The 21,085-nt window shown below is 66.9% G+C and carries 28 protein-coding genes; 20 read left to right on the forward strand and 8 right to left on the reverse strand.

Features of this window, described 5'->3' with window-relative positions; genetic code table 11:
* The first annotated feature begins 3 nt into the window (after window positions 1-3).
* From ACFOSH_RS25950 to ACFOSH_RS25985, 8 genes are all read left to right on the forward strand, one after another.
* The gene (locus ACFOSH_RS25950) at window positions 4-465 is read left to right on the forward strand and encodes an STAS domain-containing protein (RefSeq protein WP_378241666.1); all 462 of its coding nucleotides are present in this window, start codon (window positions 4-6) and stop codon (window positions 463-465) included.
* A 12-nt stretch (window positions 466-477) separates the two neighbouring features.
* Complete coding sequence (locus ACFOSH_RS25955; protein ID WP_378241667.1) at window positions 478-852, forward strand: hypothetical protein; 375 nt, start codon at window positions 478-480, stop codon at window positions 850-852.
* Window positions 853-938: 86 nt separating this feature from the next.
* Entirely contained in the window at window positions 939-2,108 is a 1,170-nt protein-coding gene (locus ACFOSH_RS25960; RefSeq protein ID WP_378241668.1) for a hypothetical protein, read from the forward strand.
* A gap of 10 nt (window positions 2,109-2,118) precedes the next feature.
* Window positions 2,119-2,709: a nucleotidyltransferase domain-containing protein gene (locus ACFOSH_RS25965; protein WP_378241669.1), complete on the forward strand. Its 591-nt coding sequence runs from the start codon at window positions 2,119-2,121 to the stop codon at window positions 2,707-2,709.
* A gap of 94 nt (window positions 2,710-2,803) precedes the next feature.
* Window positions 2,804-3,418 (forward strand): hypothetical protein, encoded by a 615-nt coding sequence (locus tag ACFOSH_RS25970; RefSeq protein WP_378241670.1) that lies wholly within the window; start codon window positions 2,804-2,806, stop codon window positions 3,416-3,418.
* Window positions 3,419-3,889: 471 nt separating this feature from the next.
* Window positions 3,890-5,068: a DUF418 domain-containing protein gene (locus tag ACFOSH_RS25975; protein WP_378241671.1), complete on the forward strand. Its 1,179-nt coding sequence runs from the start codon at window positions 3,890-3,892 to the stop codon at window positions 5,066-5,068.
* A gap of 233 nt (window positions 5,069-5,301) precedes the next feature.
* Window positions 5,302-6,249, forward strand: a complete 948-nt coding sequence (locus ACFOSH_RS25980) for a hypothetical protein (protein ID WP_378241672.1) — start codon at window positions 5,302-5,304, stop codon at window positions 6,247-6,249.
* A 101-nt stretch (window positions 6,250-6,350) separates the two neighbouring features.
* Window positions 6,351-6,692: a hypothetical protein gene (locus tag ACFOSH_RS25985; RefSeq protein ID WP_378241673.1), complete on the forward strand. Its 342-nt coding sequence runs from the start codon at window positions 6,351-6,353 to the stop codon at window positions 6,690-6,692.
* A 455-nt stretch (window positions 6,693-7,147) separates the two neighbouring features.
* Here the strand turns inward: ACFOSH_RS25985 and ACFOSH_RS25990 are convergent, their stop codons facing one another.
* Window positions 7,148-7,423, reverse strand: a complete 276-nt coding sequence (locus ACFOSH_RS25990) for a YrhB domain-containing protein (RefSeq protein ID WP_378241674.1) — start codon at window positions 7,421-7,423, stop codon at window positions 7,148-7,150.
* 290 nt (window positions 7,424-7,713) lie between these two features.
* On the opposite strand from ACFOSH_RS25990, the gene ACFOSH_RS25995 reads away from it, so the two are divergent.
* Window positions 7,714-8,703: a transcriptional regulator gene (locus tag ACFOSH_RS25995; protein WP_378241675.1), complete on the forward strand. Its 990-nt coding sequence runs from the start codon at window positions 7,714-7,716 to the stop codon at window positions 8,701-8,703.
* 15 nt (window positions 8,704-8,718) lie between these two features.
* Here the strand turns inward: ACFOSH_RS25995 and ACFOSH_RS26000 are convergent, their stop codons facing one another.
* The 3 genes from ACFOSH_RS26000 to ACFOSH_RS26010 form a co-directional block, all read right to left on the reverse strand.
* On the reverse strand, window positions 8,719-9,129 hold the full coding sequence (locus ACFOSH_RS26000; protein ID WP_378241676.1) for a hypothetical protein: 411 nt from the start codon (window positions 9,127-9,129) through the stop codon (window positions 8,719-8,721).
* Window positions 9,130-9,153: 24 nt separating this feature from the next.
* Complete coding sequence (locus tag ACFOSH_RS26005; protein WP_378241677.1) at window positions 9,154-9,711, reverse strand: RDD family protein; 558 nt, start codon at window positions 9,709-9,711, stop codon at window positions 9,154-9,156.
* Window positions 9,712-9,772: 61 nt separating this feature from the next.
* Window positions 9,773-10,192: a MarR family winged helix-turn-helix transcriptional regulator gene (locus ACFOSH_RS26010; protein ID WP_378241678.1), complete on the reverse strand. Its 420-nt coding sequence runs from the start codon at window positions 10,190-10,192 to the stop codon at window positions 9,773-9,775.
* Between the two features lie 56 nt (window positions 10,193-10,248).
* Here ACFOSH_RS26010 and ACFOSH_RS26015 point away from each other — a divergent pair, with 56 nt between their 5' ends.
* Complete coding sequence (locus ACFOSH_RS26015) at window positions 10,249-10,773, forward strand: DUF6790 family protein (RefSeq protein WP_378241679.1); 525 nt, start codon at window positions 10,249-10,251, stop codon at window positions 10,771-10,773.
* A 23-nt stretch (window positions 10,774-10,796) separates the two neighbouring features.
* Window positions 10,797-11,447: a TMEM175 family protein gene (locus ACFOSH_RS26020; protein ID WP_378241680.1), complete on the forward strand. Its 651-nt coding sequence runs from the start codon at window positions 10,797-10,799 to the stop codon at window positions 11,445-11,447.
* A gap of 143 nt (window positions 11,448-11,590) precedes the next feature.
* On the opposite strand, the gene ACFOSH_RS26025 is transcribed toward ACFOSH_RS26020, so the two are convergent.
* On the reverse strand, window positions 11,591-12,721 hold the full coding sequence (locus tag ACFOSH_RS26025; protein ID WP_378241681.1) for a tetratricopeptide repeat protein: 1,131 nt from the start codon (window positions 12,719-12,721) through the stop codon (window positions 11,591-11,593).
* Between ACFOSH_RS26025 and ACFOSH_RS26030 the strand changes: the two genes are divergently transcribed.
* Both ACFOSH_RS26030 and ACFOSH_RS26035 read left to right on the forward strand, forming a co-directional pair.
* The gene (locus tag ACFOSH_RS26030) at window positions 12,720-12,908 is read left to right on the forward strand and encodes a hypothetical protein (protein WP_378241682.1); all 189 of its coding nucleotides are present in this window, start codon (window positions 12,720-12,722) and stop codon (window positions 12,906-12,908) included. The two genes, ACFOSH_RS26025 and ACFOSH_RS26030, sit on opposite strands and share 2 nt — an antisense overlap.
* 140 nt (window positions 12,909-13,048) lie before the next feature.
* The gene (locus ACFOSH_RS26035; protein WP_378241683.1) at window positions 13,049-14,632 is read left to right on the forward strand and encodes an MFS transporter; all 1,584 of its coding nucleotides are present in this window, start codon (window positions 13,049-13,051) and stop codon (window positions 14,630-14,632) included.
* 166 nt (window positions 14,633-14,798) lie between these two features.
* On the opposite strand, the gene ACFOSH_RS26040 is transcribed toward ACFOSH_RS26035, so the two are convergent.
* Entirely contained in the window at window positions 14,799-15,194 is a 396-nt protein-coding gene (locus ACFOSH_RS26040) for an HPF/RaiA family ribosome-associated protein (RefSeq protein ID WP_378241684.1), read from the reverse strand.
* 232 nt (window positions 15,195-15,426) lie between these two features.
* Between ACFOSH_RS26040 and ACFOSH_RS26045 the strand changes: the two genes are divergently transcribed.
* Window positions 15,427-15,846, forward strand: a complete 420-nt coding sequence (locus tag ACFOSH_RS26045) for a histone-like nucleoid-structuring protein Lsr2 (protein WP_378241685.1) — start codon at window positions 15,427-15,429, stop codon at window positions 15,844-15,846.
* Between the two features lie 231 nt (window positions 15,847-16,077).
* Here the strand turns inward: ACFOSH_RS26045 and ACFOSH_RS26050 are convergent, their stop codons facing one another.
* On the reverse strand, window positions 16,078-16,542 hold the full coding sequence (locus ACFOSH_RS26050; protein ID WP_378241686.1) for a MarR family winged helix-turn-helix transcriptional regulator: 465 nt from the start codon (window positions 16,540-16,542) through the stop codon (window positions 16,078-16,080).
* A gap of 281 nt (window positions 16,543-16,823) precedes the next feature.
* On the opposite strand from ACFOSH_RS26050, the gene ACFOSH_RS26055 reads away from it, so the two are divergent.
* The 5 genes from ACFOSH_RS26055 to ACFOSH_RS26075 all read left to right on the forward strand — a co-directional run bounded on the left by ACFOSH_RS26055 (window position 16,824) and on the right by ACFOSH_RS26075 (window position 20,458).
* Window positions 16,824-17,465 (forward strand): hydrolase, encoded by a 642-nt coding sequence (locus ACFOSH_RS26055; RefSeq protein WP_378241687.1) that lies wholly within the window; start codon window positions 16,824-16,826, stop codon window positions 17,463-17,465.
* Between the two features lie 65 nt (window positions 17,466-17,530).
* Entirely contained in the window at window positions 17,531-18,568 is a 1,038-nt protein-coding gene (locus ACFOSH_RS26060; RefSeq protein ID WP_378241688.1) for an LLM class flavin-dependent oxidoreductase, read from the forward strand.
* The gene (locus ACFOSH_RS26065) at window positions 18,565-19,242 is read left to right on the forward strand and encodes an NADPH-dependent F420 reductase (protein ID WP_378241689.1); all 678 of its coding nucleotides are present in this window, start codon (window positions 18,565-18,567) and stop codon (window positions 19,240-19,242) included. The genes ACFOSH_RS26060 and ACFOSH_RS26065 overlap by 4 nt, the downstream gene beginning before the upstream one ends.
* Window positions 19,239-19,502, forward strand: coding sequence for a hypothetical protein (locus ACFOSH_RS26070; protein WP_378241694.1), 264 nt, complete (start codon window positions 19,239-19,241; stop codon window positions 19,500-19,502). The genes ACFOSH_RS26065 and ACFOSH_RS26070 overlap by 4 nt, the downstream gene beginning before the upstream one ends.
* A complete protein-coding gene (locus ACFOSH_RS26075; RefSeq protein ID WP_378241690.1) occupies window positions 19,499-20,458 on the forward strand; it encodes a DUF5996 family protein in 960 nt (319 codons plus the stop codon). The genes ACFOSH_RS26070 and ACFOSH_RS26075 overlap by 4 nt, the downstream gene beginning before the upstream one ends.
* A gap of 67 nt (window positions 20,459-20,525) precedes the next feature.
* On the opposite strand, the gene ACFOSH_RS26080 is transcribed toward ACFOSH_RS26075, so the two are convergent.
* Complete coding sequence (locus ACFOSH_RS26080; RefSeq protein WP_378241691.1) at window positions 20,526-20,750, reverse strand: hypothetical protein; 225 nt, start codon at window positions 20,748-20,750, stop codon at window positions 20,526-20,528.
* A gap of 80 nt (window positions 20,751-20,830) precedes the next feature.
* Between ACFOSH_RS26080 and ACFOSH_RS26085 the strand changes: the two genes are divergently transcribed.
* Window positions 20,831-20,989 (forward strand): hypothetical protein, encoded by a 159-nt coding sequence (locus ACFOSH_RS26085; protein WP_378241692.1) that lies wholly within the window; start codon window positions 20,831-20,833, stop codon window positions 20,987-20,989.
* The last annotated feature ends 96 nt before the right edge of the window (window positions 20,990-21,085 follow it).

A 21,085-nucleotide genomic window follows, 5' to 3' on the forward strand; every position in this document is an offset into this window, starting at 1 on the left:
GTCATGTCCCCCAACGGGTCACTTCGCTCTCCCGCGCGCGCTTCGGCACGCGAGCTCGACTACTCCCGGATCCCCATGCCACGCGAGGGTTTCGAAGAGACGACCTGGCAGGGTGACGCGATGATCGTGGCACTGCGCGGAGATTTCGACGCCACGCGGAAGGACTCGCTGCGCGCCTGCCTCGCCGACGCGATCGCCGCCAGACCGCGGGCACTCCTGATCGACGCGACCACGATGACCTTCGGCTCGGCCAGCACCTTCTGGGAACTGCTGACAGCACACTCGGACGCACAACGCGACGGGGTGCCCTTCGCGGTCCACACCGCCGCGTACGCCATCCTGCGTCCCTTGCGCACGCTGCGCCTCAACACCAGCCTGGTGGTGCACCGGCGACCGGCCGACGCCCGCAAGTGGCTGAGGACCGCCGGCGACGGAATCCGGTGGACCGGGATCGAGCAGGTGTGATCCCGTAAGCTCATGAGCCTGACCGTGCACGTGTTCGTCCTCGAAGACGACAAGACGCGGGTGCTGGACACCCCGGCATGCTGTGAAGACCTCGCCGGGTTCGAGAGCTGGCGCGGCACGGTGTGGGGCTCGGCGGCCACCCGCGCCCTGGGTGCCCGGTTCTTCCCGGTCCTGGACGGCGGCGACCTCACGGTCCGGCCCGATCAGGTGCCCGATTTCGTCGTGGAGACCAAGATCCTCCGCGCCAACCTCGACACACTGGTGCCCGAGACGGACCCCGACCACAGCCGCCAGTGGTACCTGGAAGCGATTTCGTGGCGGTTGGCGAACATCCAGATCGCGGCCGGACGCGCGCTGGGCGCCGGCGGCGGGATCCTCATCTGGTAGCCGTCCGCGCTTTCGGCGGGCAAGCAGTTCTCTGCGTCTGCGGCGCTCTGGCAGAATGGGTTTTCCGTGAAGCTGGGGGCTGGTTCATGAAATTCACGACGCCGGGAAAACCGGTCGATGTGGCGACGGTGTTTCCGGAACTGGCCGGGTCGGCGCGCACGACTGTGCGTTTGCACCCGTGGCGGGGCGTGGCCACGGCGCGGGAGTCTTCCTTGGGCGGGCCGCTGTTGTGGCCCGCGGACGAGGCGTGGCCGATGTGCACGATCGACCATCCTGATCCTCGCCCGTTGACCAGCGCCGAGGGGCAGGAGCTGGAGCGGCGCAGAAACGAGCTGCACGACGCGATGAATGCTCTCGCGCGAGCCGGTGACCATGCCACCGTGGGAGCGTTCTATCGCGAATACGAGGCGCTGGAAGCCGATATCCGGAAGGCGCGGCGCGAAGAGTACGCCGACGATCCGGCCGCGACGCTGCCCATGGTGCCGATCGCGCAGTTCTACCGACGCGACCTGCCGGAGTTGCCGTTTCCCGACGGCACCGACGTGTGTCAGGTGTTGTGGTGCCCGACCGATCACGAACCCCATTACGGTCCCCTGCCACAGGTGTGGTGGCGCGACGCCGCGAAGGTGACCGAGGTGGCCACCGCACCGGATCCGGATCGGCTGCTCAGCGATGACGGCAGTCTCCCGGTCCCGTGCCGGATCTCACCGGAACGCGTGGTGGAGTTCCCCGGCTGGGAAGACTTGCCTTCCGACGACCTGCGAGAGCGGCTCGAGACGTGGGAGAAGGGGCAGGAATGGAGATACGGCCGGCACCTTTCGGTCGCCCCGGGAACGAAGGTCGGCGGGTGGGTGTCCTGGATCCAAAGCCCGGTCCGCCCCGAATGCGATCGGGACCATCGGATGGACCATCTGCTCACCGTGGCCAGTTCCGAATGTGGTTCCGACGCCTGGCAGGCCTGGATGCCGGTGGAAACACAAGCTCGGACGACCTTCGCCAGACGAGTACGGTTCGCGATGGTCGATGGCAGCACCAGCCACACCACGATCGGCGAGGACGAGAAGTTCGACCCCGCCGCGTGGACCATGTTCGGCAAGGCTGTGGTGCCGGAGTCGGTCGTGGAGTCCACCATCCCCCTCGACGATGACGAACCCGAGGGGCTGGGCCTCATGCTCGGCGACATAGGCGACCTCTACCTCTTCGTCTGCGCTACCTGCGCGGAACGGCCCATCGCGGTCGAGTTCCAATGCACCTGAGGGGAACAGGATGTTCGAGCTCGCCGACGACGCGGACGAGCCCTCGGTCGTCGCGCGGTGGACTCGATCGCTCGACGACGACTTCGGGGTCGCCGACACCCTTGACGTGATTTCGCGCGAGGGAGTTCGCTATCGGGTGTTCCTGCTCTACTCGTCACTCCAGATCGACCTCTCGTTCTGGCCACGGGAACTGTTCCGCGCCACTGAAAACGGCTTCCGGCTCGTCTTCGGTCAGGCCAACGAGCCGACGAGGTCCCCGGAACCCGCCAGCGAGCAGACGATCGGTATGGCCTGGCTTTACGCGCTACACGCCCGCTCGGCGATCGCCCGCGAGCGGACGTGGCAAGCCGTCACGATGCTCGACGAGCTTCGCGACCAGATCATCACGTTGCTGTGCCGGCGGCACGGTTTGAACCCTTGGCACGGTCGCGAGGTCGACCGTCTGCCCGCGCCCGATCTGGAGGCGTTGAGAGCCGCTCGGGCGACCTCGGTCGACTTGACGGAGCTCGAACGGTCTCGGCAGGCCCTGCTAAGGCAGTATCTGACCGCCGTCGAACACCACGACGCCAAGCGAGCGGCCGCCCTTCGTCGCGCGCTCTGAGCGCGGCCGGTCGATTCCCGCATCCTCGCGATCGACGACTTTCGCCGCGGATTCGTCCCTCCCCCGTAACTGGGCGATCACGTAGCATGAGTCCATGGCGGGGGACGAGCCAAAGAAGAACGATGACGAGCCGGACTACAAGAAGTGGGGCATCATCGTCGGCACGATCAGTGCCGTTTTCGCCATTCTGGCGGCCGTCAATACGCTGACCGGGTTCAATCCTTTGAAGGATCTCGGGCCCTCTCGCACCAACGAAGCGTCGGCCTCACCACCGCTCGCCGCGGTCACGAGCGCGCCGCGGACGACCAGGACCACCACGGCGAAGCAGACCAGTGAACCGACGACGACCACCGACGACGACAATGTGGAAGAGGAGACCACCACCCGGGCCGTCCGGACGACCACGCCGCCGTCGCGGCCCGAGTTCCAGGTGCGCTCCTCGCAGTGGAACGGGCCCTGCAACGACACCGCGTGCTCGATGAGCGCCGTCTTCCGCAACAACGGCGGTACCGGGACCGGAAGCGCGACGTTCTTCGTTCTGTGGCCGGACAAGTTCACTTATCTCGCGCAATGTTCCGTCGTACTGTCCAGAACGGCACAGAGCGATTTCACCAGTGCCGGATGCGTCGCGAGCAGCGCGCAGCTCCAGAACTATTTCCGCACGCACCGCGGCGGAACCGTGCGCCTGTACGTCAAGGTCGAAAGCTGACCGCTTCCGCCACCCGGTGCGTGGCGAGGTGGCGGTGAGGCGTGGGTCGGGGTGGTCGCCTGAAGTCCGCGAAGGGCCCCTTCCCTACCTTCAGCGTAGGCAAGGAGGCCTTCACGGAGCTTCCCCGCGAAACAAACCCCAGCCGGAATCCAGTAGACACCCTCGGCCCTGAACTGCCGTAGTCCCTCCGAAGGATACGACGACCCCCGGAAGTGTGACAGCCGATCAGCTCAGTCGGCAGCGCCGGAACCACGGTTCGTGACCGGATCATTTCGAACGCCCCTGGCAGGGAGGCTGCTGGGCAAACGACGGAATCGCTTGTCCCTCCTTGGTTCTTACTCCACCGTCGAAGGATCACTCAACGGAATCGCGTGCGCGAGCGCGGCGCCGGCGGAATACTACGAAGTGACCACGGCAAGATCATTCCAACGGCCGAGGGTGCCAGACGCGGACGATGGCACGCTCGACGGTATGACGCACCGGACTTCGGCCGTCGCTGCCGCCAAGACTTCCGGCGGTCGGCGAATCTCTTCTCTCGACCTGCTCCGAGGGGTGGCGATTCTCGGCACGTTCGGGACGAACGTGTTCCTTTTCGCGCATCCCGGCGGGCCCATGGGGTTCTTCCAGGACTTCACCGGCGCCGCGACGACCTTCACCGAACGAGCCGAGATCGGCCTTCGCTTGCTGAGCAACGGAAAGTTCCTCGCGCTGCTCACGATCCTGTTCGGCGTGGGCCTGGAGTTGCAGTACCAGTCCTCCCGGCGGCGCGGCGTTCCCTGGCCGGGCAGGTATCCGCTCCGGGCGGGCATTCTCTTCCTGGAAGGATTCGCGCACTATCTGCTCGTGTTCGAAGGCGACGTGCTCATGGCTTACGGGCTCACCTCGCTGCTCGTCGCGTATCTCGTCGGCCGGAGCGATCGAGTCGTGCGCAACGTCATCGTGGTGGTGGGTGGCGTGTACGCCACGCTGCTGCTCGCCGTGACCGCGCTGCTCGTGGCCACACCGGACATCTCCGGCGAGCCGCCCCCGGTGGATCCCTCCGCGACAGCCAGCTGGCCCGCTCAGGTCTCCGTACGGCTGAACGATTTCCTGCTGTTACGAGCGGAGATCATCCTGATCGTGCCCTCCGCCGTCGTCCTGTTCCTGCTCGGTTCCCGCTTGCGCAGGGCCGGCGTTTTCGACGACACGGCCGAAGGCAGGCGGCTCCGTTTTCGGCTGCTCATACTCGGCTTCGCCGTCGGTCTGCCGCTGAACGTGCTGACGGCTTTCAGCGGGCCGGACTGGCTGCTCGTCGACAGGTACCTGTTGCCACCGCTCGTCGCCCTGGGCCTGCTCGCGCTGGTCACCCATCTCGCCCTCCGGATGCGCGACACGCCAGGGATCGTCCGAAGTGGACTGATGTCGGTCGGTCGCACCGCCCTCTCCTGCTACGTGCTCCAGAACCTGCTGGCCGGCATCCTCTGCTACGGCTGGGGTTTCGGACTCGCCGAGCGTTTCGCGGACGCCCGGCCCTGGTGGATCGTCGGACTCTGGGGATTCGTCGGACTGGTGAATGTCGCCTTCGCCGCCGTGTGGCTTCGCTACTTCGAACGCGGCCCGCTCGAACTGCTCATGCATCGCCTCTACACACCACGGCGACGGACCGATTGAGAATTTCCGCCCTGTCGAAAGCAACCGGGCCCGATTGCCCGATAGGGCATATTTTGGGGAGACAGCCGACCGCGAACCACATGAGGAGCACTAAGTCCCTATTCCCTTCCCCCTCCCCGGAGTACAAAGGATTCGAGGAGGGGGAAGGGAAGCGCCACCCCTCTTTCGTGGACAAGCCATGTCAAAGGTGAGGTGCAGCCGTGCTCGAAGTCGAACTCGACATCTTCTCAGGTATGCCTAATCCGACCTGGACCCTCTCGGGGAGAGAGGAGCAGGAACTCATCGAAAGAATCTCGGCCGATCCGGCCCAGGTCTCGCCGTCGGCCACACTCGACGAACAGTTCAGCCTCGGCTATCGAGGGCTGCTCGTCCGGCTGGCCAAGACGGACGACGGCCCTTGGAACAAACTCACTTCCGCTTGGGGAACACCGCTCCCCGGCGAATTCCGGATCGGCAGCAAGCCCGCGACGGAACCTGTCGCCGAGTGGCTCTTGCAGACCTCCGGGAGTTACCCGGACGCCGGAGTCGACGATGAACTGCGCGAAGTCGCGGCGAATGGCATCGACTTGGTGCAGTCGTCCTTCGACGCCGTGGATCCGGCCGGATTCGTCAGCAGCCACGCGGGCGACACCACCATTTCCGGCTTGGAAGGCGAAGGGGCGCACTCGCCCAACGAACCGGGTGACGTGCACGCCGAAGGCGCGACTTGGTGGGATTGCAACTCGAACTACTTCAACGCGAACGCGTCCCTGTTCAACCAGCCCGAAAACGTCGGCCGGAACAACTGTTACTGCTTCGCCAGCAACCACCTGGCCGGGGTGCGGTACGCGCTGCCGGGCAAGCGCGGCGGGCGGCCCGCGACCTCGATCACCTGTGGCGGCGTGACCAATGGTCTGTACGCGGACGGCTGGAAAGACGGCTGCCAGACCAACGGCCTGACCATCGTGCTGGTGATCTGGCCGAACCGCGACTACCATTTCTACCGGCTCGTCACCGACGCGCCGTACTGGTGGTGGGGCCACAAACCCGGTGGGACACCCGCCAAGTACACCGACGACTGCGGCCACAGCATCTACCAGTACAACGGCCAGGGATACGCTCCCAACAACTGCTGCCGGGGGAACTACACCGACTTCTGCGGGTACTTCTACCAGAACAACAGCACAGCCCTCGTCGCCTAGGAGCAGCCATCACCGTATTTTCCGGTCTCCGGTGGATTCTCCTGGCGCTCGTCCTGTGTGCTTGCGGCGCGGCGCCGACGACACCAGGAGGGAACACCACCGTGGCCGAAAACGTGTCTGTCGAACTCGACCTCTTCTCGGGGATGCCGAACCCGGCTTGGACCCTGCGGAACGCGGAAGCAGCCGAGTTCCAGCGCAAACTCGTTTCCCTGCCCAAGGCTTCCGAAGGCCGGATCGCCAACAACCTCGGCTACCGCGGCTTCATCGTGCGCACCGGCGCGACCACCGTGCTGGTCCAGCGCGGAATCGTGCGAGTCACCCAGGACGGCGGCACCCTTTTCCGCACCGACTCCGGACGGATGCTGGAGCGATGGCTGCTGCAGTCGGGGAAACCCCACGTCGAGCCCGGGATCTTCGCGGACGCGGAACGCGAATTCGGCTGAGGAGCCGATGACACAGTGGGCCTTCGCGGCGTCGGCTCTGACGCCTCCGGCGGACTCGCGTGACCAGAAGGCGAACTCGCGTGATCGGGGCCGCGACTCGCGTGATTGGAGGCGGAACTCACCTGTCCCGGGTTTAATCACGCGAGTTCCGCCTCTGATCACGCGAGTTCCGCTTAGCGGGACGTAAGGTATGCCCGCCTGGCCCGCTCGGCCTGAGCCGCCCATTGTGGTGGCGACGGTGTCGAACAGGGTCGGCCACCTCCGAGTCCGCCCGCCCGGCGGTCAGTCACCTGCACGAGCGCGTCCTGTCCCGCTGATCGACCGGGGCTGCCGAGCAGCACGGACAGCCAGGTAGATCGCGCCGACGACGAGTGCGTCACTCAGGGAGTCTCCAGCCCGTCAGGTTGTGGCACGGCCATGCCGCATCAGAAATAGCATGACCGTGCCGCAAAGGCCTACTCGCCGGCGTCCCGCGGCCGCTGCACCTTCTGACGAGGGAACATCGGGCTGACGTAAGGAGCAGCACCGGACCTCGGGACGATGATCGGGCCGTTGCCGACCAACGACGAAAGGAATTCGCCGCGCTCCAGGAGCGCGCGGGTATTGCAGCCGGATGACCATCCCTCGTCACCCTCGACACATCTGGCGATGACGATTTCCGCCTTGTGCCGGGGACGAATCCTCCCGTCCAGAAAGCGCTGCGCCGCCTCGAAAGCATCTTGAAGCACCATGTCTGTTCGGTCCCCCCGAGGGTATTCCGCGTTTCGCGCTGTCAAAGACGGACAAGAGCCGGCCCGGATCACAGTCGAGCCCGCTCTCCCGAAGAAGATTCCCTCATGCGTACAACGCGTACATGCGGTGATCATAGATTCGATCGACTTCGCGGCCGAGCGCCTGCCCCTTGCCCCGAATTGGTCTGTTTTCACTGGTCGGAGGGGACTTTCGACTCTCGAAGCAGTCCGCGGAGTACGCCATGGTGGAGCAAACCCCAGGGGGCCGCTCGAATACCGAGGTGAGCGTCATGCAGGACGAGCCCGCCACGCGCGTCTCCGCCCCGGCGAGGATCGATTGGCCGGCGGATGCCCGTGGCCGCCTCGGGCTCGATGACGTGCGGAAGGTCGAGGCGGAGACAAGGAGGTTCCGCGCGCTGGACTACCGCTACGGCGGCGGCCGGTGCTCGGACGCCGTGGCGGCTCACCGGCTGTGGGCGTCGCGGCTTCTCGGTCGGGACTGCGACGAATCGGTGCGGCGGCGGCTGTGCACCGCGTTGGCTGATCTGACGAATCTGGTGGGGTGGACGGCTTTCGACGACGGCCGGGCCGATCTCGCGCACGCCGCGTTCGACAGGGCTCTGCGGCTGGCAGGCGCGGGTGAAGACGCCGTCCTGGTCTCGAACATCTGCTACCGCAAGGGGCGGGTGTTCCTGCACTACGACCGGCCTCGGCAGGCACTCGGCGCGTTCCGGCGCGGCGAGCGGGCGGCCGTGTCCGGCGGTTCGCCGCTGATGCTGAGCGTACTGCGCGCGAACATGGCCTGGGCGTACGCGCGACTCGGTGACAGCAGGCAGGCGATCAGGTGGCTGGGCCGGGCACACGCGGCCTTCGACGAGTCCGACCTGACCGACGTTCCGCCGTATGTGGCGTTCTTCGGCGAGACCGACCTCGCGGCGATGGCCGGGACGGTGCACAACGAGCTCGCCACCACCGCGGATCCCGCCTACGCCGGCGCGGCGATCATCGCATTGACCGGCGTGGTCGATTCCTACCCGTGCGCGATGGCGCGCAGCAAGGCGCTCTGCCTGACGATGCTGGCCACGAGCCATCTCGTCCACGGAGACGCCGATCATTCGGTGAGGGTGGCCGACGCGGTACTGACCAGCGCGGCGAGCATGAACTCCACCCGCCTCGCGGACCGGTTGCGCCCGTTGTGGACGCAAGCGCATCTGCGCCGGGCCAACGCCGACGCACGCGACCTCGCCGACCGGATCGCGGATCTCCGAACCGCGGCGTAGGCAGGGTCTCGGCGCTTACTCAGGTGTGATGCCGAAGTGCTCGCGCACCTCGCCGACCCGGGGCGGTCCGTTGAACCCCAGAGCACCCGCGCCGACCACGATCGACCGGTCGTGCGTCCTGTACTCCTGCGGAGTCGACCAACGATCCTCGATGTCCGGCGACGCGGCGAAAGCCCGCATGACCGCCTCCATCACCGTGGTCGCCTCGGCCTTGTCCGCCGCCTCGAGCACCACGTCACCGCGCTGCCAGCCGCCACCGAACTGCTCGCTGCAGTCCCACACCGCGGAAGTCACGCCATCGACCGACATCGCCGCCGCGGCGAACGCCTTCTCACATCTGACGGCACCCGTCGAACACCCTGAGACCGGCAGCAGGAAGCCCACCAGCAGAGCTGGTAACCACCACAGTCGCTTACTTCGTGGCATCGAAGTCGGCCCTCCCCCCGATGGTCACCGGGTGATGCCCGCGGCGCGGAGCCTGCCGGTGGCGTCGACGTCCACGCTGACCCTGACCAGCGAGCCGCCCGGCGCCGCACCGCCCCCGGCGAGCGCGCCCACGACCACGGTGGCGAGCAGCAGGGGCATCAGAACCGTCCTGATCACCATCGCCCAGGGCGCCTTGCCGCCGATCCGGCCACCGTCGGCCATCCGCACGAGCCTGGTGCCGGCGACGACCGCGCCGAGCGCCCGGCCGTTCCGGTAGCACACGCCGTACAGCGACGGCACCGCGAACAGGATCGCCACGATGGACAGGGCGATCAGTCCACCGTCGAGGTTCGCCGAACGGTCCACGAGGGCCAGGACGACGACGCCGACTCCCACACCGAGAACGAACACGACGAAATCGATCAGCCAAGCCAAAAACTGCCTCCAGGCGCCGGCCTCCACATAGGACACGCCGTCGCGAAAGGACGCCACCCTCTTGGCGGCTCGCGGACCGAGCACCTGCTCCTGGATCCTGACCCTGTCCTGCCGGGAAAGCAGCCTGTCTGGCCTCTGGACAGTCATGGTCCAGAGGGTATCCGACGCACCCCACCGACGATGTGGTCTGTTCGTCCCCTACCGCCCCTCAGTCAGGTGTGAGGATTTCGGCCAGCCGAAGGGTGTCTTCGAGGTAGCGCTCGTAAGGAAAACCAGCCGCGACGAGCGCCTCACGGAACTCGTCGTAAAGCGGCCTCCCGGCGACATGGAAGGCCTTCCGTCCGGACTCGGTGAGCCGGACCAGCCGCCGCCGCGCGTGTTCGGGGTCGACGACGATCTGCACCAGGCCGTCCGCCTCGAGCGGCCGCAGCGCCCGGCTGATCGCCGGGTCGGACACCGACATCGCCTGCGCGAGCCGATGCTGCGTCGTCGGCTCGATGTCCTCCAACGTGCCCAGAAGCCGTATCTGGCTGTAGGTCAAGCCGTCGAGGTCGTCAGTACGCCGCCGGGTCGCCTCGCCCAGCAGCATGACCACGCGGTGCAACAAGTCTGCGAGTCCGTCATCCACGAGCTCACCATACCAGAGTGTTGACAAGTTAATATTAACCAGGCAAGACTGAGGTCATGGACAACTTCTCTTACCTCGCCCAATCCGCCTTCCCGCTGGTCTGGGTCGTGGTACCCGCCATCGGAGCCGCCATCCGCGCCCGCCACGCCACGTCACCCCGGGAACGGCTCGAGATCTGGCAGCGCTGGTGGGCCATCGGCGCCTTCGGCTGCGGCAGCCTGTGGATGACGGTCGCTTTCCTCGCGTTCCCGGACGTCATGGCCACGGCGATCGGCTTCGACCGAACCCCCTTCATGTTCGAGATCGCCTTCGCCAACCTCGGCATGGCCATCCTGGGCTTCCGGGCGGCCTCGGCATCCGCACGCGAACGCATCACCATCGGCCTCGGCGGCGGGATGTTCCTTTGGGGAGCCGTCGTCGGCCACGTCTACCAGTGGTTCGCCAACGGTGACCACGCCCCCGGCAACACCGGCGGAGTCCTCATCACCGACGCCCTGATCCCGGCGGTCATGATCATCCTGGCCGTCCGGTCCCGCCGATTCGAGGCCACGTCACGGCCGACCACGGAAATCGCCGCCTGAGACCGCTGGAGCTGTTTCCCACCATGAACACACAGACCAGCCACAACCCCGGCGAAGCGATCGGGAAGGCCTCCACCGAGCGGCTCACCATGTTCGTCGACGCGGCGATCGCCATCGCACTCACGTTGCTGGCCCTGGATCTCCCGATCCCCCACGGCGACACCACCGGCGCCATGCTGAACTCGGTGGCGGCCCACGGCAAGGAATACCTCGCCTTCGCGCTCAGCTTCGCGGTGATCGCCGCCCACTGGCGCGCCCACCACGAGATCTTCCCGTACGTCCGCTCGCTGAGCGGCCGCCTGATCAGCCTCACCCTGGCCTGGCTGTTCATGCAGGTCCTGATGCCGTTCGCGACGCGGGTGATCACCGCCGAGGGCGCCTTCCCGCTCCGGTTCAGCCTGTACGCGCTGGTGCAGGTTCTGGCGTCCGCGTCGTTCGCGCTGATCATCCGGGAGATCCGGCGCGAACACCTCTACCTGACGGACGGCCCGCCCCGGGTATTCGCCCAGAGCCTGACGCGCAGCGTCTGCTTGGCCGCGGTGTTCGGGGTGTCCATTCCCGTCGCGTTCCTGACCGAGGACACCGGCGCGTACCTGTGCTGGCTCGCGGCGCCGGTCGCGCTGGCCATCGCCCGCCGCGTCCAGGACCGCAGGCCGTCCGATACGCGCAGGTGAAAGCCGAAGGGTTCGGCAGGGCTCGGCAGATCGAGCAGCCGCGCGGTGTCCCCCAGGACAGTGTCCGGCCAGGCCTCGGCGACGCACTCCTCTGGCCGGTTTCCCAGATCGCGGTAGATCTCCAGCGCGCGACGACAGTGCTCTTACGCCGTTGTCGGATCGCCCATGTCGAAATACGCGCCGCCGAGATTGACCTCGGTCGCGGCCTCCCCGTATCGGTCGCGCAGCTCCCGCACGATGGTCAGATCGCGTTCGAAGCAGTTCATCGCGTCCGACTCCCGCCGCAGGCGCAGGTAGGCCGCTCCCAGGTTCGTCAGGGTGCGGCTCTCGCCGAACCTGTCACCCAATTCCGCGTTGATCTTCAGTACCTTTTCGCAGCAGGACACCGCCTTACGAATCCGGCCCGCCCTCTGGTACGCGTTACCGAGATGATTCAGAGTGACGCGCTGCCCATAGAGATCCTTCAGCTCGCAACGGATACGAAGGGATTCTTTGTTGTGTTCGACAGCCTCCTCGACCCGGCGCAGGGCCAAGTAGGTGTTGGTGATGGTCGTCAGGCAGTGCCCTTCGGCGGCCTGATCGCCCATGGCACGGCTGAGGTCAAGCGCTTCTTGATGGTGGGCCAGCGCTTCGGTGAGGCGTCCCAAGCTGCGGTTCGCCGTGCCGAGCTGGGTCAATGCCGTGCGCACGAGACCGCGGTCGCCGAGATTCCGGGCCGCGGTCAAGCCGATTTCGACGGTGTCCCAGTGTCTGCCGAATTCGAAGTAGTCGTTCAGCGCCGAGGCCAGCTCGTGCGCGATCCGGTATCGATGGGTGTTCGCGGCCAGGGAGACAGCACCGATCAGACTGGCGTGTTCGCTGTCGAACCAGTCCAGTAGGTGTTTCCGATCGGCGAATCGCGGCCTGGTCTCCGGGATTCTGGGCATCCTGACGTACTTCGGCCTGAAAGGCGACGCAGCGACCTCGGGAAACCACTCCCGCCCGGCAGGAGCGTCACATCGGCAGCCACGCCAGGCTCGAACTCGCCCTCGGCGGATCCCGACGCGGGCAAGTGGGACCACATCCACGGGGCCGGCAAAGCCTGCTACGCCGCGACAGGGAAGGTCGGCACCGTCGGGAAGTATTCGACCGCACGCCCCGCCGTTTGGCCCGCCGCGATCGGCATGCCGCAGGCCGACATGGTGTCGCGGTGAAAGAAGACCGGCGAGCCGAATGATCCTTTCAGCACTTCTTTCGGCGACGAAACCGAGAACGCGTGGGCGGACTACGGACATGACCGGGAAGCGCAAACTCGGGAAATGGGACGACGCCCGCGCGTCCTACGAGAATTTCAAGATCTACGACGACAGTGCGATCCGGCGTGCGACCGAGCTGGGCTACGCCACCTGCAACCACTCATGGCCGAGGTTCACCGGCCGAGGGCATGAAACCCGCTCCGCCGCAACCCTCTGGAAGCCATGAAATCGCAAAGTGAAAATTGTCAGAGGGCATATAATTCGTACGGCAGCAACAGTAACCAAAATAAACTTCAAAGCTTGACAGTGCCGCGGACTCTTCTTATGGTCATTCGAGTTCCCGCCGACCGCTATCCGAAGGTGTTCATGACCACGCCTCCGACGCTGCCGAAGTTCAGGCAGCAGTTGATTCTTGCCGTTCTCATGGTGTGTTCGCTGCTGATCTGGTTGGACAACACCGTCCTGAGTGCCACGCTGGAGACCCTCGCGGACCCGGTCCGCGGGCTGGGGGCCGATCCCGGCGAGCTGCAGTGGGCGACCGGTTCGTACACCCTGACCTTCGCCACATTGATGTTCACCGCGGGCGCGCTGGGCGATCGGTTCGGTCACCGGACCGTGTTTTCCAGCGGGTTGGTGATCTTCGCCGGGTCTTCACTATGGGCTGCTTACGCAAGCGATGCGGGCCAGCTGATCGCGGCTCGAGCCACGATGGGGGTGGGCAGCGCGCTGATCACGCCCGCCATGTTGGCCATCCTCATGTGGACCTTCACCGGCCCCGCGCGGGCTGCCGCGATCGGCATATTCTCGACGTCCGCCGGTGTCGGAATGGCCGCCGGCCCGGTGCTCGCGGGATTCCTGCTCGACCATTTCCACTGGGGCTCGGTCTTTCTGATCAATGTCCCGGTCTCGATAGTGGCCCTGATCGGGCTCGCCATCCTCGTCCCGAATTTCCGCAGCCCCACTCGGCGACCACTGGATCCTGCTGGAATGTTGCTGTCGATCAGCGGGCTCGTGGCCTTGGCCTACGGGCTGATCCGGGCGGGCCAGGTGGCCGCTTGGAGCCGGACCGATGTCTGGGCGCCGATCGTTGTCGGTCTGGTCCTGCTGGCTGTCTTCGTACTCGTCGAACTGCGCGTCAAGGTGCCCAGCTTCGATCCGCGACTGCTCGCGCAACGGACCTTCGGCGGCGGCAATATGGCGCTCGGATTGCTGCTGTTCGCCGTGGCCGCCATCACCTTCTACAACGCGTTCTACCTGCAAGGCGCGCTCGGATTTTCGCCGATGAAGGCGGGTTTGGCCAATATCCCGACCGCGCTCGGCGCGCTCGCGGGCGCACCTCTCGCCTCACGTCTGGTTCGGCGCCTGTCGCTCAGGCTCGTCACCGTGCCGGCGCTGACCGTGGCCGCGCTGACCATGGGCGGGTACGGTTTCCTCGGGCTGCAAACCCCACTTGTCTGGATCGAGATCCTGTTGTTGATCCAGGGTCTTTCGATCGGGATGGTGATCGGCCCCGTCACGGCCGCGTTGATCGGCAACCTGCCGCTGGAACAGGCCGGCGCGGGATCGGCCGTCACCAACACCGTGCGGCAGACCGGCAGCGTGATCGGAATCGCGGTGGGCGGCACGATCATGTCGATCGTGTACCGGCGTGCGATCGAACCTTCACTGGAGGGTGTGCCCGGTCCGGTGCAGGATCAGGCACGAGTTTCCGCCGAACAGGCCCGCCATGTCGCCGCCGCCGTCCACCGTCCCGGTCTCGCTCAGGCTGCCGACAACGCGTTTGTCCATGCCATGCACGTCGGCGCGGGCTGGATCGCGGTCATCGCGCTCCTCGGAGCAGCCGTACTGCTGTTTACTTTGCCCGCGGCCGAAAAGAAGAAGGGTCCGGCACCGGAGCCGGACTACGAAGAGGCCCGTAACTCCGAGACCAAGGCCGTCCAGGTGTCATAAAGGCAGTCGGGGCCGGCCGCTGCGGCTACCGGCCGGGCGGTGCGCCGGGAAACGGACGCACCGCCCGGCAATCAGCCGTTTACGCCTCCAGCGACGGCGGGAAGACCAACCGGGATCGGCCGGTTCTCGACATCGAGAACTCCGGCCGTGTCGGGCGCCGCCTTGATCAGCCCTGCGATTCGCTCTCGATCACGCCGACCTGATCCGGGGTTTCCGGACCTGGCATGTGGCGGATGCTTTCACTGCCCTTGTGATCGTGGGCGCGGGAGTACTGGGAATCGAGTACTCCCCTCAACTTGTGCGCCGCCCCGGCATATGCCTCGTCCACGGTCGCGGCGTGGTGAGTGACCGCGACCGGCTGCTTGCCCCCGGGACGCGCTTCGATCACGCACTTCTTGTCTTCCGACTTGGCACCGCCGTTGTCGCTGAGGTGCACCTCCACCCGGGTCAACCATCCGCCGAACCTGGACAGGTTGCTCTCCAGGTCTGTCGTCACAAAGGAGGCCAGTCGTTCGCCGCCGTGAATGTTGTGGTCGGTGTTGACTTGGATCTGCACGAGCACCCTCCGCAGGAAGACAGCGATGATGTCCCTCAATACCACGGGAGGGACCAACTCAAACTCGAGGTTTCAGCGCGCGCAACGTTTCCGCGAGCGGGGCTCGCCAGGGCACGGATCCACTCAAGAGGACCGTCCACATCGAGGCCACGATCATCACCGGCGACCAGCACGCCTAGACTCATTGACACTGCGCCAACCCGGTGCGGTGAGCATGACCTAGCGAAAGGCACCATCGATGGCACAAAAGGTATCCGTCCAGATCGTCGACGACATCGACGGTGGCGAAGCCACCCAGACCGTGCCCTTCGCACTCGATGGCGTCACCTACGAGATCGACCTCTCCGACGACAACGCCGGCGCCCTGCGCGACGAGCTCGAGCGCTTCATCGACGCGAGCAGGCGGACCGGCGGACGCAAGGTGAAGGTCGCAACCGGACAGTCCACAGTGACCGGTACCGCGGCGAAGCCCACCGACCGCGAGCGCAACCAGCAGGTCCGCGCCTGGGCGTCGGCGAACGGCTATGCCATCGCCGAACGCGGCCGCATCCCGAACGACATCTACGAAGCGTTCGACAACGCCGGCTCGGCCGCTGCCGAACCTGTCGCCGAAGAGGCCCCCGCCAAGCGCAAGCGCGCGCCCCGAAAGAAGTCCTAGACCGCAGATCCGCTTCCGGCCCGAATTCGGCTGGAAGCCTGCACGAAATAGTGAAAGCCACCGTTGACGGCTTCGCGCGACATGCGCCGACGCGGGCGACTTCCCGACGTCGGGAGGTCGCCCGCGTCGCGTTTTTGACCAGCTCATCGATCGCCCGGGCGGGACGGGCTTATTTCGAGGGGTAAGGCGAACATACTGGACGAGCACTTCAGCGCGCGGCTCGCCGCCTGCCTATCCGTCGTCGTCGGGGAGCCTGTCGAGAACTCGTTCGAGCGCGGGTCCGATGACGTCGAGCTCGGCCTCGGTGAGCGCGCCGATGAAGTACTGCCGGACAGCGGCGACGTGTGCGGGCGCGGCGGCGACGATGGCCGTCCGGCCCGCGTCGGTGAGCCGGACCATCGACCCGCGCGCGTCCTCGCTGCACTCCTCGCGGACTACGAGGTCGCGCTTCTCCATCCGGATGACCTGGTGAGAGATCCGGCTGCGCTCCCAGCAGACCATCCGGCCGAGGTCACGCGCCCGCAGCACTCCGCCCGGAGCCTCCGACAGCGGCACTAACAGGGTGTACTCCGCGGCGGACAGCCCCGCGTCCCGGAGCAGCCGGCGGTCCAGCACCGCGGTCAGCTGCGGCATCACGTTGATCATCCCGCGCCACGCGCGCGCCTCCCGCTCGTCGAGCCAGCGCGTCTCACCCATTGCTGATCAGGGGCCTCGGATACCGCTGCACGGCCCGCTTCCCCCTCCCCCTTCCCTGCATACGGCCTGCCGATGAACCTCCGGCCGGGCAGAGCTTACCAGCGATGTTGACGCGTCATCGAAATTCCAGTAGATGTAGACACGTCAACAAAACCGGTGCTGCCCCGCATCACCCGGTCCTGCCACAGGAAGCCACCGTCGCGATGGACGTCGTGCCCGTCGGCGCCGTGGCCCGCGGCCGATTCGGTCCACACCCGCACGCGATACAAGGGGGATTTGCCATGAGCGCCAAGAAGATCGGGCTCGATGCGTTGCTGACTCCGGAGGAAAGTGTCCTCCTGATGATCGACCATCAACCGTTCCAGTTCGCCAACCTCAACAGCCACGAACCGACGATGGTCGTCAACAACGCCGTCGGGCTCGCGAAGACCGCCAAGGCGTTCGGCATCCCCACGCTCCTGACCACGGTCATGGAAGAGCGCGGCGGCAACCTGATCCAGGGACTGCAGGACGTCTTCCCCGACCAGCAGCCGATCAACAGGACGCTCATCAACACCTGGGAAGACAGCCGCGTGGTGGACGCCGTCCGGGCGACCGGGCGCAAGAAGCTGATCATCGCTGGTCTTTGGACGGAGATCTGCGTGGCCATGCCGGCGATTCAGGCCCTCGACGACGACTACGCCGTCTACGTCGTGACAGACGCCTCCGGCGGGGTGTCCGCCGAAGCGCACGACATGGCCGTACGGCGCATGGTCCAGGCGGGCGTGGTGCCGATGACCTGGGTTGCCGTGCAGGGTGAGCTGCAGCGTGACTGGGCTCGCGAAGCGACCATCCCGGCGCTCGTCGAGGTCGCCGTACAGCACCAAGGCGGCACCGGGATCGCCTTCGCCTGGGAGACGCAGCTGCTCAACACGCCCGCATAGCGGCGCCGGTCCCGCCGCGTCTTGCTGACCTGTCTCGAGTGCGATGAACATCCAGGAGCAACCCGATGACTGACCTCGTGCTCGGCCTCGAAACCTTCGGGGACGTTCCCGAAGACGACTCCGGCGCCCTCGTCTCCTACGCGGAAGCGATCCGCCGGGCTGTCACCGAGGCGATCCTCGCCGACGAACTCGGCGTCGACGCCTTCGCGCTCGGCGAGCACCACCGGCCCGAGTACGCGATCTCCACCCCCGAGACCGTTCTCGCCGGCATCGCCACCCGCACATCCCGCATCCGCCTCGGCTCCGGCGTCACTGTGCTCAGCTCCGACGACCCCGTGCGCGTCTTCCAGCGCTTCGCCACCCTCGACGCGATCTCGTCGGGCCGCGCCGAGGTGATCCTCGGGCGCGGCTCGTTCACCGAGTCGTTCCCCCTGTTCGGCTACGACCTCGCCGACTACGAGGTGCTCTTCGAGGAGAAGCTCGAACTGTTCGTCCGGCTCCTCGACGAGAAGCCGCTCACGTGGACAGGCACCGTGCGCGCTCCGCTCGAACACGCCGACGTGTACCCCAAGACCGACTCCGGACGCCTGGCCACCTGGGTCGGCGTCGGCGGTTCACCGCAGTCGATCATCCGCACCGCCCGCCACGGCCTGCCGCTGATGCTCGCCGTCATCGGCGGCCCGCCCGAGCGGTTCACCCCGCTCATCGAGCTCTATCGGCGCGCCACCGGCGGCCTCGGCACCACCGCGTGGCCCGTCGGCATGCACTCACCCGGCTTCATCGCCGACACCGACGAGCAGGCCAAACAGCTCCATTACGCCCGCTACAAGGTCATCCGCGACCGCATCGGCGCCCAGCGCGGCTGGGCACCGCTGCGCCGCGAGGAGTACGACGCCGAGATCGAACACGGGTCGCTCTACGTCGGTTCCCCGGAAACCGTCGCCCGCAAGATCGCCCGCACCGTCCGCACGCTCGGCGTCGGCCGGTTCGACCTGGTCTACGCCACCGGCTCGCAGCCGATGAGCGCCCGGCTGCGGGCTGTCGAGCTCTACGGCACCAAGGTCGTTCCCCTGGTCCGCGACCTCCTCGCCGAGACGGCATGAACACCACCATCGCGATCCTGGGTGCCGGCAAGGTCGGCACCGTACTCGCCCGGCTCGCCGTCGCCGCCGGCTACCGCGTGCTCGTGGCCGGTTCCGGTGACCCGGCCAAGATCGCACTCGTCATCGAGGTCGTCACGCCCGGCGCGACAGCCACGACCGCCGCCGAGGCGGCCGGGCAGGCCGACGTCGTCGTCCTCGCGCTCCCCCTCGGCAAGCACCGCACCGTGCCCGCCGACGCGCTGCGCGGCAAGCTTGTCGTCGATGCCATGAACTACTGGTGGGAGACCGACGGCATCCGCGACGACCTCACCGACCCGCGCACCTCCTCCAGCGAGATCGTGCGGTCCTTCCTGTCCGAAGCCCGCGTGGTCAAGGCGTTCAATCACATGGGCTACCACGACCTGGAGGGCGATGCCCGCCCCGCCGGAACGCCCGGACGCAAGGCGCTCGCCATCGCAGGCGATGCGGCCGCCGACGTCGACGCCGTCGCCCGGCTCGTCGACGCGTTCGGCTTCGACCCCGTCATCGCGGGCCCACTCGCCGAAGGAGTCCGCTTCGAACCGGGCGCCGAACTGTTCGGCGCGAGCGTCGACGCCGAAGAGGTCCGCACCATGCTCGAGCGTTTCCCCGATTCACCGCGCGGCCGGACCGTCGCCCGAGGAAGGGTCACATGAGCAACGCCGGAAAGGTCGAAGTCCTGTCCGCGCGGGAGGTGCCGCTCGGCGGCCCTCGGGCGATGACGGTCTGGCGCACGCTGCCGCGGCGCGTCGGCGAAGCACCATGCGCCGATCAGCGAGCGTTCTGCCCGGCCCTGGCTCGCTACCTCACGAAGCACGCCGAGTTCGCCGATATCACCGACCAGGTGGACCGCGACGTCCTGAAGTGGCTGGCCGCGGACCGGCGCCGCACGAGACAAGGAAGTGAGAACCGATGACCAATCCCCCGACGACGAGCTGGCCGAGCCTGCGGGTCTCGGACTGGACACCCACCCGCGAAACCCTGCACATGTGGACCCAGATCGTGGGCAAGATCCGCATGGCCAACGCTCCCCTGCTCAACCACTGGTGGCAGGTGACGCTGTACGTCAGCCCGCGCGGGTTGACCACGTCGACGATCCCGCACCGCACGGGGGCCTTCGAGATCGAGTTCGACTTCGTCGGCCACCGGCTCGAGATCCGTAGCAGCGACGGCGGCACACGGAGCCTCCCGCTCCGGCCGATGCCGGTCGCCGAGTTCTACGCCCGCGTCCTGGACCTGCTCGACCAGCTCGGAATCGAGGCATCGATCCGGCCGCACCCCAACGAGGTCGAGCCGGCGATCCCCTTCGCCGAGGACCACACCCATGCCTCCTACGACGGCGACGCGGCCACCCTGTTCTGGCGACAGCTGCTGCAGGCGAACCGGGTGATCGGCGAATTCCGATCGCACTTCGTCGGCAAGGTCAGTCCCGTGCATTTCTTCTGGGGAGCCATGGACCTCGCCTGCACCCGCTTCTCCGGGCGGACAGCGCCGCCGCATCCCGGCGGAGCGCCCAACTGCGGGGACTGGGTCATGGTCGAGGGCTACTCCCGCGAACTGTCCAGCTGCGGGTTCTGGCCCGGCGGCGGTGAAGAAGGCGCTTTCTACTCCTACGCCTACCCCGCACCCGAGGGGTTCGCCGATCAGCCGATCGGTCCCGAAGGCGCGTACTACAGCACCGAATTCCAGCAGTTCCTACTGCCTTACGAGGTCGCCCGCGTCGCGCCTGACCCCGACCGGGCCGTCGCCGACTTCCTCCGCACCACCTACGAAGCCGCCGCGAACCTCGGGCACTGGGACCGCTCCGCCCTGGAAGACGATCCCTTCCGGTTGCACGGAACCCCTGCGCCGCAAGGGAAAGGCGACGCCTGACCAGAAAGGACCGAAGCGCGGGTTCCGGGTGGTCACCTGCTGACCGGTCGGGCTGCGGCCCGTCCGGTCAGCAGGTGCTGGGGGCGGCGGTCCCGGCGAAGCGCCGGTCCAGCCAGTCGAGCGCGGTGGGGGTGGCGGCGAGCCGGTGGAAGGCGAGGACTGCGTGGGTCTCGGGGTTCGCGTCGAGCATCGCGGTGATCGACTCGCCTTGGGCGGTGAGGTCGCCGGAGCGATGGAAGCCGTAGGCGAGCGCGGTTTCCACGACGCACTGCCCGGCGACCTTCCGGAGCATGGTCTTCCCGGCGTCGTTGAGACCGGCGCGGTGCTCGGATAGGCGGCGACGATCCCGTTGAGGTAGTAGCCGAGATCCCGGTGCTCGGCTACGCCGACGACGCCATCATCGTCACCGCCGTCCTGCGCGGCGTCGTCCGCCACGTCGGGATCGACACCGTCCGTGCGCACTGGCCCGGTACGGACGACGGTTTCGACACGTTGGCCCGGCTGACCGGGATCCGCGCTTCGACTAGATGATTGATTCCGTGAAGATCACGTGAAGGAGGCCGGTGTGATGGCCGGGAGGAGGGTGTCCAAGATCAAACCGTGACGAAAGAACTGAACACCCTCCTG

Origin of the sequence: Amycolatopsis speibonae (genome assembly GCF_042647925.1) — a bacterium.
Classification (GTDB): Bacteria; Actinomycetota; Actinomycetes; order Mycobacteriales; family Pseudonocardiaceae; genus Amycolatopsis; species Amycolatopsis speibonae.